Source organism: Streptomyces sp. NPDC101178 (assembly GCF_044767965.1).
Taxonomy (GTDB): domain Bacteria; phylum Actinomycetota; class Actinomycetes; order Streptomycetales; family Streptomycetaceae; genus Streptomyces.
Genome location: NZ_JBIWOZ010000004.1, coordinates 617,136 through 636,400, shown reverse-complemented (window position 1 = coordinate 636,400; position 19,265 = coordinate 617,136). Strand labels below are relative to the sequence as shown.

Below are 19,265 nucleotides of genomic sequence, written 5' to 3'. Positions count from 1 at the left end.
AATCGCACAAACTTTGTCCTGAGTGTGGATAAACGCTCGGCCCCCGGCTACGGTGTGGCCCGTTCCGGTAGTTCCGGGGCTCTCCGTCTCCGCCAGTTTCCTTATCCCAGTGGGGAGTTCGACATGGACCGAAGGACCTTCAGCCGGCGGATGCTGATCGGCGGCGCGGCCGCGGCGGCCACCGGGGTGACATCGTTGTCGCTCGGCGCGGTGGAGGCAAGCTCCGCCGAGAACCCGCCGCGTACCGCCCCGGACGGGGGAGCGGTGCGCCGGATCAAGATGTACGCCGAGAAGCTGCCGAACGGCGAGCTGGGCTACGGCTTCGAGAAGGGCAAGGCGTCGATCCCCGGCCCGCTCATCGAGCTGAACGAAGGCGACACGCTGCACATCGACTTCGAGAACCTCACCGACGTGGACGCCAGCCTCCATGTCCACGGTGTCGACTACGACATCGCCAACGACGGCACCCGGATGAACAAGAGTCACGTCGAGGCCGGCGGCAGCCGTACGTACACCTGGCGCACGCACAAGCCGGGCCGCCGGAAGGACGGAACGTACGAGCCGGGCAGCGCGGGCTACTGGCACTACCACGACCACGTCGTCGGTACGGACCACGGCACCGGCGGTATCCGCAAGGGGCTGTACGGGCCGCTCGTGGTGCGCAGGAAGGGCGACCTGCTGCCCGATCAGACGTGCACGGTCGTCTTCAACGACATGATGATCAACAACAAGACCGCTCACAACAGCGTCAACTTCGAGGCCACGGTGGGCGACCGGCTCGAATTCGTGATGATCACCCACGGCGAGTACTACCACACCTTCCACATCCACGGTCACCGCTGGGCCGACAACCGGACCGGGATCCTGACCGGCCCGGACGACCCCAGCCGGGTCATCGACAACAAGATCTGCGGGCCCGCCGACTCCTTCGGCCTCCAGATCATCGCGGGCGAACGCGTGGGCGCCGGCGCCTGGATGTACCACTGCCATGTGCAGAGCCACTCGGACATGGGGATGGCCGGACTGCTGCTGATCAAGAAGCCGGACGGCACGATCCCGGGGTACGAGCCGCACCACGTGGCGGGTGGTGCCGAGAAGAAGTCAGCCGACGGCAAGGGAGAGAACACGGGCGCGGCGGAGCACCAGCACTGACCGTCCGTCACGCAGGCGGGCGAGTCGGTCGCCGCTGCTCCTCCTCGGCGATCCGACGGGCCGGCTCAATCGGTGTTCCATGATGGACACACCGATTGAGCCGGCCCTGTACCCCGGCTTGCGCCCGTCCCGCTTGAGGAGGGTGCTGGTGAGCGCGGTGGCGGTGCCCTCCTGCCTGATCACGGCCGGCGTCCGGTCGCTCAGCGGCGGAGCGGCCCCGTGGCGGGGCCGCTCCGAACGCTGAATACCTGCTGAGCGGGCGGAGAATGACCGGGTGAGGTGTCAATCGCCGGAGCCGGCGATCGCGGTGACGCGGATCTCCACGCGCATGGCGGCAAGGCCGAGGACGGTGACGCCGGTCTCGGTCCAGATCGGCGCGCGGCCGTCCAGACGGAGGCGGAACTGCTCGGCCATGATGCGGTTGACGTCCTCGCTGATGACCGGCTCTCCGGGCGCCACCTTGTGGTACGAGTTGACGTGGATGACGTCACGCCAGGTCGCCCCGACCGTGGCGAGCGCGCGTCCCACGTTCTCGAAGGCCTGGACGATCTCCTCCTCCAGCGAGTCGGGGATGTTCAGGTCGTCGTCCACACCTGCCTGGCCGGAAATTTCGACCCGGTCTCCGACGCGGACGGCGCTGCTGTAGCCCAGGGCATCGTGAAGCTTCTCGCCATAGCCCGGAACGATGCCGAAAGTGACAGTGTCCATGGTGCTCCTTCTTCCCTCTCCAGGGCCGCGCGTTGCCCTGACATGACTTCACGCGTAAAGTGACTGTAGCGGGAGATGACTTCAAGTGCAAAGTGAAGAGGGGTCTCCCCGAGGAGCGGTGACCCCAGGAGGAGAGTTCGTGAGCGGCAGGGACGAGCGTGAGAGTGACGAGGAACTGCGCTGGCTCGACAGCCAGGAGAAGGCAACCTGGACAGGGTTGATCTCCCTGGTCCTGCTGCTGCCGGGCAAGCTGGAATCGCCGCTACGGGAAGAGCACGGCATCACCTTGTTCGAGTACCTCGTGCTCAGCCATCTCTCCGAAGCCCCACGGCGCCGGCTGCGGATGGGTGAGCTCGCCTTCCTCGCCAGCGGGTCCCTCTCCCGGCTGTCCAACGTCATCAAACGGTGTGAACAGCGCGGCTGGGTCGTCCGAAGCCCTGACCCGGCCGACGGGCGTTACACCCTCGCCGAACTCACCGACACGGGCTTCGAGATCGTGGACCAGGCGGCGCCCACCCACCTGCGCGCCGTTCGCGGTATCGTCCTGGATTCCCTCAGCACCGCCGACCAGAAGGCCCTCGCCCGGATCGCGGAGAAGATGCACATCGTCCCCGACGACTTCGCCTGAGGTCCGTCCGGACCCGGCCCGAAGGCGTTCTTCGCCCGCGCGGAACGACATGCGGTGAGCTGCTGGTCCTGCTGTCACCGCTGGAAACACCCCGAGTTCGGCACGCATCCGGGAGGCTTGCCGGCGGAGGGGTTCCGGACGGCCACCGCGGAGCGGGTGGACGCACCATGGCCCCGTCTCACACCCGCCCCACTGGGCATCCGCTCCTGGCTACGCCCGGCGCGCAGCCAAGGCCCATGACGGCATGTTCTGTTCCGCCCAGACGATCTTGCCGGTCGCCGTGCGGGACGAGCCCCAGCGGCGGCACAGCATGTTGATGAGCTGAAGGCCCCGTCCGCCCTCGTCGCTGAGGCCCGCGTGCTGGATCTGGGGCAGGTCGGGGCCGGTGTCCGACACCTCCACCACGAGCCGTTCCCCGCGCAGCAGCCGTAGCGTGCCGGGGCCGTTCCCGTAGCGCAGTGCGTTGCCGACCAGTTCGGAGACGACGAGCTCGGAGACGTCGGCGAGCTCATCGAGGCCCCATGACGCGAGCTGGCCGGTGACGAGACCCCGGGCGGCCGAGGCGGCCCGGCCGTCCTGGGGCAGCTCCCACACCTTCAGGTCCCCCGCCGGGAGCGCGGCGCTCGTGGTGACGAGGAGCACCGCCTCGTCGAACCGGGCGGCGGCGGCCGGGGCGCGTTCCACCAGACCGCCCTTCTCCAGCGATCCGGGCGGAAGGCCCAGGGCCGCCGTACGCAGCCGGTCCAACTGGGCGTCCACATCGGCGTCCCGGGACTTGATCAGGCCGTCTGTGTACATGACCAGGTGGGCACCGTCCGGGACGCGCAGCCGCAGGGGGTCGTACGGGATCACGCCCGCCCCCAGTGGAGCGCCGGTCGGCACCGGGACGAGGTCGGCGGCTCCGTGTCCGTCGAGGAGCAGAGGTGGCAGGTGCCCGGCGCTCGCCAGCGTGTAGGTGGAGTCCGCTGGGTCGTAGACCGCGCACAGGCAGGTGGAGACCTGATCGTCCTCCAGGTCACGGGTGGCCAGGTCGAGCCGCGCGAGGATCCGCTCAGGGGCCATGTCCAGGGTCATCAGCGCGCGGGCCACCGTCCGCAGGCGCCCCATGGTCGCGGCGGCGGCCAACCCGTGCCCCATCACATCGCCCACCATCAGGGCCGTCCGTCCGCCGGGCAGGGCCATCACGTCGTACCAGTCCCCGCCCACGCCGTTGTGCACCGCTGCGGGCTCGTACTCGGAGTGCACGAGTAGCCCCGGCGTCGCCGGGGTGACGCGCGGCAGCAAGGAACGCTGCAACGAGACGACGTGCTCGCGCTCCCGCCCGTACAGTCGCGCGTTGTCGATGAAGACCGCCGCCTTGGAGGCGAGCTGCTCCGCCAGCGCCAGGTCGGTCGTGGAGAACGGCGGGGTTCCACGGCCGCGCACGAAGTCGGCGCTGCCGAGCAGCAGCCCACGGGCGATCAAGGGCACGGCCAGGTAGCTGTGCACACCGGCGGCACGCAACTGGGCGGCGGCGCTCGCGGTGGGCGCGACGCGGATGTAATCGTCGTCGCGCACCTTGCTCAGCAGCACAGGCTTGCCTTGTCTGAGGACGTACCGGTGGAGCAGCGTTTCGTGCGGCTCCTTGGCGTGCACGAAGGTCTCGCCCACCGGGGTCGGCTCCAGGTCGGAGAGCTCCTCGATGGCGCACAGCGCCGTGGCTCGCATCTGTGGGACGCCGGGTCCGGTCTGCCGGGAGCCCTCGTCACCTCGCAGAACGCTCTCCAGGATGTCCACAGCCGCTCCGTCGGCGAAACTGGGCACAGTGAACTCGGCGAGTTCTCGAGCAGTGCGTTCCAGATCCAGAGTCGTGCCGATGCGGGAGCTGGCGGAATTCAGCCAGGCAAGTCGGCTACGGGTGGTGAAGCGGTCCGGTGGCAGGAGGCCTTTGCTGCGGCGGAACCGCACGTTCGCGCCGGTCGAGCGCCGCCCGGCGGAGCCCCGGCCGGACAGGCGCCGTTTACCACTGCCGGAGTTCACTCTTCTGCCTCCAAAGCAGGACTCGACGCCTCTTGGTGCCCAGTGTGCACCGGAAACAGCGGCGGCACCTCCGGGTGACCCTGGTTGGACCGCCTGCCCAGTAAGGGGGCTTCGGGGACGGGAGTGTGAGGGGGCATCGCGGGTGGCGTTGGTCGGCCTGTCCGTACAGGCTGATCCTCTGCACCACCGTACGCGCCTCAGGTCGCACCGAATCGCGACGTCAGGCCGGTGCGGCTCGGTGCCGGCCACCCGGACGATGAGTCCATGCCTTCAACGATCAGCGGCCTCCCCTTGTCCGGCCCGGAGGCTCCCACCGTCTTCGGCGCCATCACCGTCGTACTGGCCCGCCGGCTTCCCCACCGCTTCGGCGGCCCGGCCGCGCTCGCGCCAACAGTCCTGCGACGGACCGGACGCACCCGCTACGACGTCGACAGACACCGCCGCCTCCGGTGGGTGAGACAGCGACCTGCCATCAGGCTGCTCCTCGCCGAGAGTTGAATCGCTGTGCCGCGAGCGCGAGGACAGCGCACCCGGTCGTCTCGTGTCCCGCTCTACTTCACGGTTTCCTGGCGACCGCTCCGTACATGGCGATGTCGCGGCCGTCGACGCCGTTCTGCTCCGGGCCGGGGCGCCAGGCATGCACCTGGGTGACCCCCGGGTCCTGCAGTTCCAGGCCGTCGAAGAACGAGGTGGCGGTTCGTAGATCCCGCAGGACGAAGGGCATGCCTTGCTCGCGGTACTCCTGGGCGACCCGGTTCACCTCCTCCGGCGCGAAGTCCGCGGTCCCGATGGTCATCGCGAGGTAGCTGCCGGAGGGCAGCGGGTCCAGCAGGTGTTGGACCAGACGCAGGTCGTCGGGCGGCAGGATGAAGTGCATGATGCCGATCACCATGAGGCCGACGGGCCGGTTCAGGTCGATGAGTTCGCGGAACTCGGGACTGTCGAGGATGGTGCCGGGGTCGTGCATGTTCGCGTCCACGTAGGCGGTTGCGCCCTCGGGCGAACTCTGCAGCAGGGCGCGGGCGTGAGCCAGGACGATGGGATCGTTGTCGACGTAGACCACGTGCGATTCCGGGGCCACCTCCTGCACGATCTCGTGCAGGTTGGGAGACGTCGGAAGACCGGTTCCGATGTCGAGGAACTGGCGGATGCCTCGCTCCTCTGCCAGGAAGCGCGCCGCGCGGTGCATGAACCGGCGGTTCTCCATCATGTGCACGGGCAGGGCGGGCCAGTGCCGGCACATGGCGTCGCCCGCTTCCTCATCCACGGGATAGTGGTCTTTGCCACCCAGGATGTAGTCGTACACCCGGGCGGAGTGGGCGCGTGAGGTCGCCAGTCCGCCCTGACGGTCGTTCGGCGCGTTCATACGGTGCCTCTCTCCTCCGAGGACGGGCCTTTCCGACGGTATAGAGACACTCTTCCGGGTGCAAACGATGAGACTCGCGAGCGACGCGGTCATGAGTCCGGCAGGACCTGCAGGGCGATGATGGCGATGTCGTCCCGGCGGTGGTGCACAGGTGGCAGAAGGCTGCGGATGAAGGAAGACAGGGGCATACTCCGGCGGGCCAGCACGTCGGAGCGTTCACGCAACCGCCGGAGGTTGTCGCCGATGTCCGTCTCTCGCGTCTCCACCAGCCCGTCGGTGTAGAGCACCAGGATGTCGCCTGCGTGCAGGTCCGCGTCGAGGGTGGTGCGGGCGAGGGAGTCGGTGACGCACAGGGGCGGGTCCGGGGCTGTGAGGGCGTTCAGATACTGCGATGGGGCGTCCGCCGGGATGACCAGGGGCGGCGGGTGCCCGGCGTTGGACAGGGCGATGTGCCAGCTACCGCGCATCCGTCGGCGCAGGACCGCGTGCACCGCCGTGACCATCGAAGGACTGTCGAGCGCCTGCACGATGCGGTCGAGACGACCCAGCGTGGACGCCGGACTGGCGGCCGGGCCGCGGTCGTAGGCGAGTCCCCGCAGGATGCTGTTGACGCGTCCCATCGCCATGGCCGCGTCGAGGTCGTGCCCCGCGATATCGCCGATGGACAGGGCGAGGGCGTCGGCGGAGAGCCGGACGGCGTCGTACCAGTCCCCGCCGACCTCCGCCGCCGAATCCGCCGGATGGTAGAGCGCGGTGATCGTGAGACCGTCGATGGCCGGCGGAGCCGCCAGGAACGACTGCTGCAGCGCGAGTGCCTTACTGCGGATGCTCTGGAGCTCCATCGTCCGGCGCAGCGGCCCGCTCATCTGCTGGAAGACGTCCCGCAGCAGTGAGAGGTCGGCCTCGTCCGGGGGCGGGTTGCCGCGGCAGGTCGCGATCGTCGCCAGCGCGACGGTCCGGCCGTCCACCACCACGGGCACCAACGCCATACCGGTCGCTCCGGCCTCGCGCAGCCACCGTACGGAAACGTTTGAGAGCCCTTCGTCGGGCGGCCCGTCGGGTGGGAAGACCAGCAGTCGGGCCTCCTGGCTCCTGATGGCCCGCTGGGCGACCGGCCCCAGCATGAAATCGGAGTCCAGAGGGGGCAGGGAAGGCAGGCCGGGGGCAAGCCCCACACGCTCCGGCGGCGTTGGGTCGGATGCGCGGGCAGGCTGCACACCCTCTTCGACGCCGTCCGCCACGCGGAAGATGGCCACTGCGTCGGCGAGCTCGGGCACGACGGCCGCAGCGGTCGTCAGGAAGGCCTCCGAAAGATCGCGGGCCGCGGGCACCGCCGCCATACGCGCCAGCAACTTCTCCCGCATACGGGCGCGCCAATGCTGCTCGGCGTCGGCGGCAGTGCCGACAAACTCCACTTCCCCGTTCTCGTCGGTGGCGGGCGCAGCGATGATCTTGACGTGGCGGAAGCGGTCGACGGCTCCGTCGAGCCGCACCCTGACGATCGCGTCGAGCGTCGAGCGCTCACGGGTAGCCCTGCGCCATGCACGTCGGAACCAGTCCCGGTCCTTGGGATGCACGGCGTCCATCCACGAGGCAGCGGTGCCGGGAGTCCACAGCGTCTCGGCGATCCCACCGCGGGACAGTACGGAGACGTCACCGCCGGACGACATCACCCACACCGACTGCGGCAGGGCCCCCATGAGTGCCCGGTACCGACGGAGGAGCTGCTCCTCGTTCACGGCCGTGCCCTCCGCCATGGGGCTGACGAGCCCGGGATCCAGGCCGACGGCATGGCATCGTCCGACGCCGACGCCGATCGCCTCCGCCCACCCCACTCTCCGGACGACGGCAGGAGACCATCACCACTCATGCCCCGATGATCCCCCGCACCCGGGACATCAGCACGCCCAGGCGTTCCACCCGGCCACAGAGCCTCCGGCTCGGCCGACGGGCCGCCCACCGCGGCGTCACCGCCCTGTACCGGCGCCGTGGTCCGAGGTAGCCGACGACGAGCCCGTCTTCGGTGTCGGCGTGCCCGATCCTCAGCCCCGTGCAGCTGTGGCTGCCCGCACCGCAGGCGGCTGCCGGGGCACCGGTTCTTCCTGTCCACCTTGTTCCCGTCCTACGGAGACGTGATCGCGCGGGCAGTCAGAACTGGAGACGGCCCTCCCGGCCTTGGAGGTACGCCGCTGACCTGCGGAGAAGCGAGGTGCGGCCCCGGTCGGCCCCGCGCGGACTGCGGTGGCCGACGGCCGGTGCGAGACTCGTCGGGACAGGGAACAGCCCCGCCCCGCCGGAGTGCGGCGGACAGGGAACAGCCCCGCCGTGCGCGAGCGGGGCCACGGGATCCGCTGAAGGAGCACGCCATGCTCAACCCCGCCTTCCCCGACGGAGCACCCAACTGGGTCGATCTCGGCACGCCCGATGTCGACGGGGCCGCCGCCTTCTACGGAGGCCTCCTGGGCTGGGAACACGTCCCGGGCGGCGACGAGGTCGGGGGGTACGGGATGTTCACCCTGGACGGCCACACCGTCGCCGGTGTCATGGCCGTCCCGGAGGAGCAGTCCGCCAGCGCATGGTCCCTCTACTTCCAGTCGCCGGACGCCAACGCCGTCGCCCAGCTGGTGAACCGGGCCGGCGGCCGTTCCGCCTTCGAGCCGATGGACGTCCTGGACTACGGCCGCATGGGCGGCTTCACCGACCCGGCCGGAGCCTATTTCGGCGTATGGCAGCCCCGGCGGAACCCGGGCCTCGGCGTCATCCAGCAGCCGGGCTCGCTCCTGTGGGCCGAGCTGTACACCCCGGACGTCCCGGCGGCGGCCGCCTTCTTCGGCGAGGTCTTCGGCTGGAAGACCGAAGCGATGAAGGTGGAGGGCACCGAGTACGTCTACACGACGGTCCACCCCGCCGGCACCGGCCCGGAGCTGTCGTTCGGCGGACTGGTCACGATGGACGACGTCCCGGCCGAGGCGGCGCGCGGCCCGCACTGGATGCCGTACTTCGCGGTCGAGGACGTCGCGGCGACGGTGGACGCCGCCAAGCGGCTCGGCGGTGCGGAGGCGCTGCCGGCGATGGAGGTGCCGGGCGTCGGCACCATGGCCAACGTCACCGATCCCTTCGGAGCGGTCTTCGCGGTGATGAAGCCCCTGCCGAGGCAGTAGAAGCGGGGCAGTGGAAGCGAGGCAGCGGAAGGGGGCGCGCCGGACGATTGATGGATCGTTGATCAGTCGTTTATCGCACCCGCGCACCGTAGGTCCCATGCTGATCAATATGGTGACCGAGGACGCGCTCGACTGGCAGGAGACCGCGTTGTGCGCGCAGGCCGGACCCGAGTTCTTCTTCCCGGCCCCGGGCAGTTCGACGCGTGAGGCCAAGCAGCTCTGCGGAGCCTGCGAGGGACGCGTGGCCTGCCTGGAGTACGCACTCGCCAACGACGAGCGGTTCGGCGTCTGGGGCGGGCTCTCCGAGAAGGAGCGCGAACGGCTGCGCCGGGAAGAGCGCGACCAGGGCTGAACCTCCCGGTAGGTGCCGGGATTCCGCGCCGTGACACGGGCTCACCGGACGTCCGCAGAACCCTCCAGGACCGCCTGTCCTCGCCGTCACCGTGCGCTGCCCTCTGCCCACGGCCCGCTGCCGGCCGCCTCCTCCCGGTCTGACCGGCAAATGGCGGGGCAGGAGATCCTGGGCCGGGCAGGGAAGCTCCCCCCGGCGACGACGAGAGGGAGAAACGCACCGATGTCTCCGGTTACCGAAGAGTGGGGCGAGGTCCTGCGCACGCATCTGGCTCTCGGCGAGAAGGGCTCGCCTGTCCTGGCAGCCGCCGCGTTCTCCGCCGAGGCCGGCTTCTTCGCCGTCGTGGGGCGGGGTGACGAGGACGGCCGGCCGTACTTCCGCTCGATGCCGTACGACGCCGAAAGCGTGGCCCCGGATGATGTCGAGGCCCTGTGCACCGTGTGCGAGGAGGCCGTTCACCCCCGGGGCCTCCGCATCGCGGGCACGCTCTGGCGACGTGAGAGCCGTGAGGTGATCAGCGATGCCGTCACCGGGAGTGAGCTGGAACTCGCTCTGCTGCGGGACGGCGACCGCGCCATGTGGGTCGTCCGGGCTGCCCAGGGGATCTGCACGTTCGTGCTGGTGGACGGAGACAGCGGAGCCCACGTCACCGAGGCCCGGTCCCTGGCGCTGGACTTCGACTCCTTCCTGGTCGGCCAGGGGTACTGAGCCCGGCCGGACCGGCCGATACACGATCGGCCGGGGCCATCGGGTCAGAGGTAGCGGCGGATCGGCACGACGGCCGCCTCCCGCACCCGCTGGAGGGCATCGCGCCGCTTCCACCGGCCGCGCTCGATCTGCACGCTCTTCTCGCGGTCCTCGTCGAAGTGGGCGTCGAGCGCGTCGGTGAACTCGCAGTCCATGACCGCGAGCATGACCTCCTCGTCATGTTCGAGGGAGCGCCGGTTGAAGTTGGTGGAGCCGATGAGCGAAGCGACCCGGTCGATCGTGAGTACTTTCGCGTGCATCATCGTGGGCTGGTACTGGTAGATCTTCACCCCGCACGCCGTCAGCTCCTCGTAGTGGCGCTGCCCGGCGAGCTGGCAGACCCGCTTGTCGGTGTGCGGGCCCGGCAGCAGGATCTCGACCTCCACCCCGCGCCGGGCGGCGGCGCAGAGCAGAGAGGTGAAGTAGTCGTCGGGCGCGAAGTAGGCGGTGGTGAGGCGGATGCGCTCCTCGGCAGATTCCAGGACGACCCGCATCAGGGTCTGCATGTCCTGCCAGCCGAAGGACGAGGAGCCGCGCACGACCTGGACGACCGCGTCACCGTGGTGGTCGCTCGCCACGAACCGGTCGCGCTCGTCGAACAGTTCGTCCTGGCACTCGGCCCAGTTCTGCGCGAACGCGGCGGCAAGACCGTCCACGGCGGGACCGCGGACCTGGACGTGGGTGTCCCGCCACTCGTGCTCGTTGCGCGCGTCACCGCACCACTCCTCGGCTATCCCGACGCCGCCGGTGAACGCGGTGGACTCGTCGGTGATGAGGACCTTGCGGTGGCAGCGGTGGTTCTGCTTGAGCGGCGAGAGGTAGAGCGGCTTCCTGAACCAGGCCACCGTCACCCCGGCCTCGTCCATCATGTCCAGCTGGTCCTTCTCGATCAGCCGCGACCCGAACCCGTCCAGCATCAACCGGACCCGCACACCGGCCCGGGCCCGCTCGGCCAACGCCTCGGCGAACTCGTTCGCGATGTCGCCGCGCCAGTAGACGAAGGTCATCATGTCGACGGTGTGCTCGGCGGACCGGATCGCCTTCAGCATCGCACCGAAGATCTGATCACCGTTACGGAGCGGGAGCAGCGAATTCCCCTCCGTCGCCGCGATCCCGATCAACCGCTCCAGTCGGCGTCTGAGCCGCAGAGAGCGTCGCTCGCACACCTCCGGATCGAGTTCGGCCGGATCGTGCGACGGCGTACCGACGGGGCTTTCGATGACCTCGGACATGGTGCACCTCTGTGTGCGTGAGGCTGCGCATGGGCAGCGTTCCGGCGCTACGTGACGGGCGTCAAGCAGCGACCGTCTACCCCCTGATGGCCCGGGAATTCAACTGACCGAGCGGCTGGTGCGCAGAAGACACAGAGCGTCCTGAAGTCGGCGGTCCGGTGCCCGGGTCGGCGAGGCGGCACGGAGTCGCCGGGCGCCCGCGGCTCATGCGTCGCACCACGGAGAGGAGCGCGGCGCGCTCCGGTGGACCGTGATGGGCACGGTCCACCGGAGCGCGCCGTCGCGAGGGTCTTCGGGCGCTCGGCCGGCCGAGCGCCCGAAGACCTGGTGGACGAGCTAGAGGACGGTCGCCCCGTACGCGCTGAGCGCCTCGGTGACGGGCTGGTAGAACGTCGTGCCGCCGGTCCGGCAGTTGCCGCTGCCGCCGGAGGTGAGACCCAGAGCGGTGCTGCCCGCGAAGAGCGCTCCACCGCTGTCGCCCGGCTCGGCGCAGACGTTGGTCTGGATCATGCCGTACACGATCCCGCTGGAACCGTAGTTGACCGTGGCGTTGAGGCCGGTGACCGAGCCGCTGCGCAGCCCGGTGGTGCTGCCGCTGCGGCGGACGGACTGGCCCACGAAGGCGTTGCCCGCCGTGGTGATGTCCTGGTACGAGCCGTTGTACAGGTAGACCCGGCCGTCGGCCGCCGCCGGGTTGGAGTGGCGGATGATCCCGTAGTCGTTGTTCGGGAAGCTCGTTCCGGTCCGCGTCCCGATGGACCAGTTGGCGCTGATGTTGGTGCAGTGGCCGGCGGTCAGCGCGTGGGCGACGCCGTTGACCGACACGTTGAAGCCGAGCGAACAGCGGCTGCCACCGGTGGTGATGGCTTCGCCGCCGGCGATCAGCGGGCTGAACTTGCCCTCGGTGCGGTTGACCGTGAGTTCCGCCTTGGACGTTGCCAGCGCGTTCTTGATCTTGTTCAGTTCGGACTTCGACACGGTGCTGTCGGCGGTGAGCACGATCTTGCCGGTGCTCGCCTCCGTGTACCAGGCGGTGCCCGCCACGTCGGCGGCGAGGACGGCGGAGCTGGCGTCGGCGAGCTGTGAGACGGTCGCCTTGGCCTCCGCCTCAGGAGCGGCGACGGCCGAGGGTGTCGCCAGGGCCACGGCGGCCACCAGGCCGGACGCCACGGCGAGGAACCGTGCGTGTCTGGACGTGCTGCTGACCGGCGAGAAGCGCTTGAAGGTCACGAGGTCCTCCGAGGTATGGGGGGCAGCCCCGGTCGGGTGAGGTGGGGCTGTTGGTGCGGGAGGTTCCCACCCAACGATCATTGGGCGTGAACCTGTCAAGCTGCACGCTGGAATCGTTGACGGCCGAGGCCGCTGGCGCAAGGTCGGATTCGCGCCCGCGAGCCCGGATTGCAGTGGGGGGGGAGGTGCGGGGCGTGGGGGCGTGGCCCATCGGGCTTAAATGCCTCTGATGAGGACATTGGTGCCTATGGCCTCAATATCCCGTGAGCCTTAGCGAATTTGTCATCTCTTTACATAGCGTTACCGCTGGTTATGCCATAGCCGCGTACAATTCGCTCCGCGTCGGAGGTTCGTGCGACTCACTTGCGCCGGCCGTGGAAGGTGCTTAGGCGGCAATTCTCCTTGATGGGGTGAAAAGGGGGACTCCGACACCGCATTGCCTATTTGCCCAACTTTAGGGCTGGCTGAATACATGCCTCCGCCCTCGGAGAGCCGGCATCTCCGGCCCTGAATGCGTCCGGAGATGCGTTCTTGCCAACTGGTTCGCCTTATGCGCGTGCCCGCTGCGGCCACCCTGCGGTGGACCATCCCGCTCCATCGTGCGCCGATCCCGCCCGGGGCCGGGAGGACGGCCGACGGCGCCGGGGGGAACGGGACCGCGCTGCCGGTCAGCGCCACGGACGGCTGACCGGGGCGCCGAACGGCAAGGGAAAGATCCGTGAGAGCGCGGGCCTAAGGCGTCAGGCCCGGCCGCGCGCGGCCATCCGCGCCTTGCGGGCGGCGAGCTTCTCGTCGAACTTCGACGCCTCGCTGTCCAGCCCGCGCATGTACAGGCCGAGCTCCTCCTGCGCCTTCGCGCCCTCGGGGCCGAGCCCGTCGATGTCCATGACCTTCAGGAAGCGCAGCACCGGCTGGATCACATCGTCGTGGTGGATGCGCATGTTGTAGATCTCGCCGATCGCCATCTGCGCGGCGGCCCGCTCGAAGCCGGGCATGCCGTGGCCGGGCATCCGGAAGTCGACGACGACATCGCGCACGGCCTGCATGGTCAGGTCCGGGGCCAGCTCGAAGGCGGCGCCCAGCAGGTTGCGGTAGAAGACCATGTGCAGGTTCTCGTCGGTCGCGATCCGGGCCAGCATCCGGTCGCAGACCGGGTCACCGGACTGGTGGCCGGTGTTGCGGTGCGAGACGCGGGTGGCCAGCTCCTGGAAGGCGACGTACGCCACCGAGTGCAGCATCGAGTGCCGGTTGTCCGACTCGAAGCCCTCCGCCATGTGTGCCATCCGGAACTGCTCCAGCTTGTCCGGGTCGACGGCGCGCGAGGTGAGCAGGTAGTCGCGCATCACGATGCCGTGGCGGCCCTCCTCCGCCGTCCAGCGGTGCACCCAGGTGCCCCAGGCGCCGTCGCGGCCGAAGAGGGAGGCGATCTCGTGGTGGTAGCTGGGGAGGTTGTCCTCGGTGAGGAGGTTCACCACGAGCGCGATCTTGCCGATGTCGGTGACCTTGGACTGGTCTGCCGCCCACGCCTCGCCGTCCTCGAAGATGCCCGGGAAGTTCCGGCCGTCGGAGAAGGGGACGTACTCGTGGGGCATCCAGTCCTTGGCGACCTTGAGATGGCGGTTGAGCTCCTTCTCCACCACCTCTTCCAGCGCGTACAGCAGCTGGGCGTCGGTCCACGCCTTCGAACTGCCGAGGTGGGGAGAGGTGATCGTCACGGGGAGCTCCTGGGGACGGGAGTGGGGGACGGGAGTGAGGGACGGAAGTTACCTACGGCTTCGTAGGTTACGTGACCGTAGGTTAAGGCGACGGTAAGGGGTAAGCCAAGCCCGTCCCCGCGGGCACCCGATCACGTACCGTCAAGCGCGCAGCTCACGACGGGCTTCTGTGAGCTGCGCGGGTCTTCAGGTCAGCGGGGGTCCTCAGGCAGGCCCAGATCTCGGCGCAGATACCGGGCGGTAACCGAGGTGCGGTCCGTCAGCAGTCCTTCCGGCGTGCCTTCGAAGACCAGCTTGCCGCCCTTCTTCCCGCCGTCCGGGCCGAGGTCGATCACCCAGTCCGCCCGCTTGAGCACCTCCAGGTTGTGTTCGACGCAGATCACCGTGTTCCCCGCGTCGACGAGCCGGTCCAGCAGATCGACCAGCGCACCGGTGTCGGCCAGGTGCAGTCCGGTCGTCGGCTCGTCCAGGACGTACACGCTGGAGGTGCGGTGCAGCTGGGTGGCGAGCTTGATCCGCTGGCGTTCGCCGCCCGAGAGCGTGCTGAGCGGCTGCCCGAGCGTGAGGTAGGTGAGGCCGACCTCGTCCAGGGTGCGCAGTTTCCGCAGCAGTGCGCGGTCCTCGAACAGCCCGACCGCCTGCGCCGCCGTCATCTCCAGCACGTCCGCGATGGAGCGGCCGCCGACCCGGTGCTTCAGTACGTCGTCGTGGAAGCGGCGGCCCTCGCACTCCTGGCAGGTCGTGGTGACCGGGTCCATGAACGCCAGGTCGGTGGAGATCTCCCCGCGCCCCGAGCAACCCGGGCACGCCCCGGCGGAGTTGAAGCTGAACAGCCCGGCGTCCACGCCGTTCTCCCGGGCGAAGACCTTGCGGATGGTGTCCAGCGCGCCGATGTACGAGGCCGGGGTCGAGCGGGACGAGGCGGTGATCGCGCTCTGGTCGATGACCACCGCCTGCGGGTGGGCCGCCGTGAACACCCCCGACACCAGCGTCGACTTGCCCGAACCCGCGACCCCGGTCACCACGGTCAGCACCCCGGCCGGGAACGATACGTCGAGCCCTTTCAGGTTGTGCAGATCGGCCCCACTGACCGGCAGCCGGCCGGTGGGGGAGCGGAAATCGCCCTTGACGCCGGTCCGTTGACGCAGGTAGCGGCCGGTGAGCGTGTCCGCCTCGCGCAGCCGGTCGAACGGCCCCTCGAAGACCACATGGCCGCCCTCCGCTCCGGCGCGCGGGCCCATGTCGACGATGTGGTCCGCCACCGCCATCACATCCGGGTCGTGCTCGACGACCAGCACCGTGTTGCCCTTGTCCCGCAGCCGCACCAGCAGATCGCCGAGCCGTCCGACGTCCCGTGGGTGCAGCCCGACGCTCGGCTCGTCGAAGACGAAGGTCAGCCCGGTCAGCGAGCTCCCCAGATGCCGCACCATCTTGAGCCGCTGCCCCTCACCACCGGAGAGCGTGGTCGTCTCCCGGTCCAGGCTGAGATAGCCGAGCCCGATCCCCACGAGCCGCTCCAGCCGCTCACGCGCCGCCGCCGCGATCGGACCGCCCACCGGATCGTCGATCCCGGCCAGTACGGAGACGAGGTCGGCGACCTCCATCCGCCCGTAGTCCGCCGGCGACAGCCCGTCGATGCGGGTGGCGAGCGCCGCCGCGTTCAGCCGCGCACCACCGCAGGAGGCGCAGACCCGCTCGACGGTGAACCGGTCGGCCGCCGCACGCCGCTTGTCCGACAGCGACGCCGTGTCCCGCTTGAGGTAGAGCCGCTCGAACCGCGTCACCACCCCCTCGAACCGCATATCGGCCGACCCCGTCCGCAGGTCGAGCCGGACGGTGAACCCGGATCCGTACAGCAGGAGTTGCCGGTCCTCCTCGCTGAACTCCCGCAGCGGCAGGTCGTTGTCGAACCGCCCTGACCCCCCGTACAGATTCCACTCCCAGCTGCCGACTCCGAGCCCCGGCAGCAGCAGCGCACCCTCGTTGAGCGACTTCGACCAGTCGACCGCCCGGTCCAGATCGAGCCGGACGGTACGCCCCACCCCGTCGCACTCCGGGCACATCCCCGTCGGGTCGTTGAAGGAGTACGCGGTGGCTCCACCGGCGCTCGGCGTGCCGTACCGGGAGAACAGGACCCGGATCATCGACCAGATGTCCGTCGCCGTGCCCACGGTCGAGCGGATGTTGCCGCCCAACGGCTTCTGGTCGATGACCACGGCCACGGACAGGTCCTCCATGGACTCCGCCCGTGGCCGCTCGTACTTCGGCAGCCGGTTGCGCAGGAAAGAGGTGAAGGTCTCGTTCAGCTGCCGCTGGGACTCCACGGCGATCGTGTCGAAGACGACCGACGACTTCCCCGAGCCGGAGACCCCGGTGAAGACCGTGATCCTGCCCTTGGGCAGGGCGAGCGAGACGTCACGCAGATTGTTCTCGTGCGCTCCGGTGATGACGATGGAGCGCTCGGGGGAGTGGTGGCCGTTCGTGGCGGTGCTGCGTCCGGTGCTGTGATCCATACCGGCGACGCTAGGCGGGATACCCGACAGCTTCTGTCGGCTTTTCCCGCCGATCTTCGACCGTTCACCGACCCGCCCGCACCTCCTCCGGAGTCGTGTCCCGCAGCTGCCCGTCCAGCCGCAGCCACCGGGTGATCCCGATCGACTCCAGGAACGGCACGTCGTGGCTCGCCACGATCAGCGCCCCCTCGTACGCCTCCAGGGCCTCGGTCAGCCGCCGTACGCTGGCGAGATCGAGGCTGTTCGTCGGCTCGTCCAGCAACAGCAGCCGGGGCGCCGGGTCCGCCAGCAGCAGCATCGCCAGCGTCGCCCGGAACCGCTCCCCGCCCGACAGCGTCCCGGCCGCGTGGTCGGCGGCGCCTCCTTTGAACAGGAACCGCGCGAGCCGGGCCCGGACGGCGTTGTCGTTCAGGCCCGGGGCCGACCGCTTGACGTTGTCCGCCACCGACAGCGCCTCGTCCAGCGTGTCCAGCCGCTGCGGGAGGAAGCCCAGCGGCAGCGGCGTCACCGCCTCGCCGGAGAGCGGGGCCAGCTCGCCCGCGATCGTCCGCAGCAACGCCGTCTTGCCGGCGCCGTTGCGCCCGGTCAGCGCGATCCGCTCGGGCCCGCGCACCGTCAACTCCCCGTGCAGAGCGGGTCCGTAGGGTGGAACCGGATCACGCAGGAGCAGCACCTCGCTGCCCGGGTGGACGCGTGTGGCCGGCAGCTCGATACGGATCTCCTCGTCCTCACGCACCGCCGACTCCGCCTCTCCCAGACGCTCCTGGGCCTCCGCCAGCCGCTCGGTGTGCAGGATGCGGTGCCTGCCGGCCGACTCCTGGGCGGACCGCTTGCGCTGGCCCATCACCACCTTGGGCTCGCGCTTGGTGTCCCACATCTTCTGCCCGTAGCGCCTGCGCCGGGCCAACTTCACATGAGCGTCAGCCAGTTCGCGCTTCTGTCGCTGTACGTCGGACTCGGCTGCCCGCACCATGCGCTGCGCCGCCTCCTGCTCCACGGCGAGCGCCTCCTCGTACGCGGCGAGGTTTCCGCCGTACCAGGTGACCGAGCCCTCGCGCAGGTCCGCGATCCGGTCGACCCGCTCCAGCAGCTCCCGGTCGTGGCTCACCACGAGCAGCGCACCGGTCCAGGTGTCGACCGCGTCGTACAGCCGCCTGCGGGCGACCGCGTCCAGGTTGTTCGTCGGCTCGTCCAGCAGCAGCACCCCCGGGCGGGCCAGCAGCAGGGCCGCCAGCCGCAGGAGCACGCACTCGCCGCCGGACATCTCGCCGACGGTGCGGTCCAGGCCGATGCGGCCGAGGCCGAGCGCGTCCAGGGTGGCGCGGGCGCGCTGCTCCACGTCCCAGTCGTCGCCGATCACGGTGAACAGCGCCTCGCGTACGTCACCCGCCGCGACGGCGTCGATCGCCGCGCGCCGCTCCGCGATGCCGAGCACCTCGTCGACCCGCAGCGAGGTGTCCAGCGTCACGGTCTGCGGCAGATGGCCGAGTCCGCCACGAATCCTGATCTCGCCTTCCAGCGGGGCGAGTTCACCGGCGATCAACCGCAACAGGGTGGATTTGCCGCATCCGTTGAGCCCGATCAGCCCGGTGCGGCCGGGGCCCACGGTGAGGTCGAATCCGGAGAAGACCTCGGTGCCGTCGGGCCAGGCGAAGGAGAGGGAGGCACAGCTGACATGGGTGTCGGAAGCAGACATACGGATCTCCCGTGTACGTCGGAGGAGGGCAGGAGGACGGCTGGCGAGCTGAGATCGCACACGGGCGCCTCCGGCCACGACCAGGCGTGGCGGGCGCCGCACGGTGCGGGGAGCTCAGATCAGCAACGTCCCTCTCCGATCCGACGACAACAGGAACATCACAAAGGTAGAACCGGGGCGCGCGCCCCGGCAAACGATTTTCGGTTACAGCGGCGGTGGTCCGCCGGTCAGAAGGCGCCGCCGAGCAGATCGGTCAGGCTCCGGTCCAGGTCCAGATGGCGGTACTCGTCGCCCACCGGCACCAGCTCCTGCGCCCGCTCCAGAAAGCGGCGCAGCTCAGCGGTGCGTATGTGGACCATGGCGATGCCCTCGGCCGCGTGGAACTCCAGCACCGTACGCTCGTACCCGAACGGCCTGACCCGGACGTCGCCCTCGCCGGCAGGGGTGTCGATGCCGGCGGTCAGCAGCTCACGGGAGAACTCCCACGAGACCTCGGTTCCCTCCAGGGTCGCCGGGGCCGGGAACGCCATCCGCACGGCGAAGGGGTCCTTGCGGTCGTAACTCAGCGTGGCCGGCAGGGTTTCCATCCGCGGGGCGGACGCGACCATGCGGGCCTGCACGGACTGCTCGATAAGGCTGGACAAGACCTGCTCCCTCTCGCGGCTGGGTGAACGGTTCCCGGCATTGGAGTAGACGACGGAACGCATCGATCCGTGCACCGGCGGGTGGCGTGAGCTGCGTCACCG

16 protein-coding genes are annotated in these 19,265 nt (G+C 69.6%); 6 read left to right on the top strand and 10 right to left on the bottom strand.

From position 1 onward, the window contains the following. The first annotated feature begins 123 nt into the window (after nt 1-123). Entirely contained in the window at nt 124-1,152 is a 1,029-nt protein-coding gene (locus tag ACIRR8_RS15155; protein WP_404063976.1) for a multicopper oxidase domain-containing protein, read from the top strand. 282 nt (nt 1,153-1,434) lie between these two features. On the opposite strand, the gene ACIRR8_RS15150 is transcribed toward ACIRR8_RS15155, so the two are convergent. Then, nucleotides 1,435-1,860: a Rid family hydrolase gene (locus ACIRR8_RS15150; protein WP_404063973.1), complete on the bottom strand. Its 426-nt coding sequence runs from the start codon at nt 1,858-1,860 to the stop codon at nt 1,435-1,437. Between the two features lie 139 nt (nt 1,861-1,999). Here ACIRR8_RS15150 and ACIRR8_RS15145 point away from each other — a divergent pair, with 139 nt between their 5' ends. Continuing rightward, complete coding sequence (locus tag ACIRR8_RS15145; RefSeq protein ID WP_404063970.1) at nt 2,000-2,488, top strand: MarR family winged helix-turn-helix transcriptional regulator; 489 nt, start codon at nt 2,000-2,002, stop codon at nt 2,486-2,488. Between the two features lie 210 nt (nt 2,489-2,698). Here the strand turns inward: ACIRR8_RS15145 and ACIRR8_RS15140 are convergent, their stop codons facing one another. Next, entirely contained in the window at nt 2,699-4,507 is a 1,809-nt protein-coding gene (locus ACIRR8_RS15140) for a SpoIIE family protein phosphatase (protein ID WP_404063968.1), read from the bottom strand. Nucleotides 4,508-4,771: 264 nt separating this feature from the next. Here ACIRR8_RS15140 and ACIRR8_RS15135 point away from each other — a divergent pair, with 264 nt between their 5' ends. Then, entirely contained in the window at nt 4,772-5,005 is a 234-nt protein-coding gene (locus ACIRR8_RS15135; protein WP_404063965.1) for a hypothetical protein, read from the top strand. 58 nt (nt 5,006-5,063) lie between these two features. Here the strand turns inward: ACIRR8_RS15135 and ACIRR8_RS15130 are convergent, their stop codons facing one another. Further along, a complete protein-coding gene (locus ACIRR8_RS15130; RefSeq protein WP_404063962.1) occupies nt 5,064-5,873 on the bottom strand; it encodes an SAM-dependent methyltransferase in 810 nt (269 codons plus the stop codon). Nucleotides 5,874-5,962: 89 nt separating this feature from the next. Continuing rightward, nucleotides 5,963-7,612 carry a SpoIIE family protein phosphatase gene (locus ACIRR8_RS15125; protein WP_404064339.1) on the bottom strand — a complete coding sequence of 550 codons (1,650 nt, stop codon included), beginning with the start codon at nt 7,610-7,612 and terminating at the stop codon, nt 5,963-5,965. A gap of 627 nt (nt 7,613-8,239) precedes the next feature. On the opposite strand from ACIRR8_RS15125, the gene ACIRR8_RS15120 reads away from it, so the two are divergent. The 3 genes from ACIRR8_RS15120 to ACIRR8_RS15110 all read left to right on the top strand — a co-directional run bounded on the left by ACIRR8_RS15120 (nt 8,240) and on the right by ACIRR8_RS15110 (nt 10,094). Continuing rightward, nucleotides 8,240-9,034 (top strand): VOC family protein, encoded by a 795-nt coding sequence (locus tag ACIRR8_RS15120; protein WP_404063959.1) that lies wholly within the window; start codon nt 8,240-8,242, stop codon nt 9,032-9,034. Nucleotides 9,035-9,131: 97 nt separating this feature from the next. After that, nucleotides 9,132-9,386 (top strand): WhiB family transcriptional regulator, encoded by a 255-nt coding sequence (locus ACIRR8_RS15115; RefSeq protein WP_026241705.1) that lies wholly within the window; start codon nt 9,132-9,134, stop codon nt 9,384-9,386. A 222-nt stretch (nt 9,387-9,608) separates the two neighbouring features. Further along, nucleotides 9,609-10,094 (top strand): hypothetical protein, encoded by a 486-nt coding sequence (locus tag ACIRR8_RS15110; protein ID WP_404063956.1) that lies wholly within the window; start codon nt 9,609-9,611, stop codon nt 10,092-10,094. Between the two features lie 44 nt (nt 10,095-10,138). On the opposite strand, the gene ACIRR8_RS15105 is transcribed toward ACIRR8_RS15110, so the two are convergent. From ACIRR8_RS15105 to ACIRR8_RS15080, 6 genes are all read right to left on the bottom strand, one after another. Further along, on the bottom strand, nt 10,139-11,365 hold the full coding sequence (locus ACIRR8_RS15105; protein ID WP_404063953.1) for a phosphatidylserine/phosphatidylglycerophosphate/cardiolipin synthase family protein: 1,227 nt from the start codon (nt 11,363-11,365) through the stop codon (nt 10,139-10,141). A gap of 336 nt (nt 11,366-11,701) precedes the next feature. Further along, a complete protein-coding gene (locus tag ACIRR8_RS15100; RefSeq protein WP_404063950.1) occupies nt 11,702-12,595 on the bottom strand; it encodes a S1 family peptidase in 894 nt (297 codons plus the stop codon). A gap of 740 nt (nt 12,596-13,335) precedes the next feature. Next, nucleotides 13,336-14,310: an acyl-ACP desaturase gene (locus ACIRR8_RS15095; RefSeq protein ID WP_404063947.1), complete on the bottom strand. Its 975-nt coding sequence runs from the start codon at nt 14,308-14,310 to the stop codon at nt 13,336-13,338. A gap of 191 nt (nt 14,311-14,501) precedes the next feature. Continuing rightward, nucleotides 14,502-16,823: an ATP-binding cassette domain-containing protein gene (locus tag ACIRR8_RS15090; RefSeq protein WP_404063944.1), complete on the bottom strand. Its 2,322-nt coding sequence runs from the start codon at nt 16,821-16,823 to the stop codon at nt 14,502-14,504. A 64-nt stretch (nt 16,824-16,887) separates the two neighbouring features. Then, nucleotides 16,888-18,519: an ABC-F family ATP-binding cassette domain-containing protein gene (locus ACIRR8_RS15085; RefSeq protein ID WP_404063941.1), complete on the bottom strand. Its 1,632-nt coding sequence runs from the start codon at nt 18,517-18,519 to the stop codon at nt 16,888-16,890. A gap of 227 nt (nt 18,520-18,746) precedes the next feature. Further along, nucleotides 18,747-19,163: an SsgA family sporulation/cell division regulator gene (locus ACIRR8_RS15080; RefSeq protein WP_404063938.1), complete on the bottom strand. Its 417-nt coding sequence runs from the start codon at nt 19,161-19,163 to the stop codon at nt 18,747-18,749. Nucleotides 19,164-19,265: the final 102 nt, after the last annotated feature.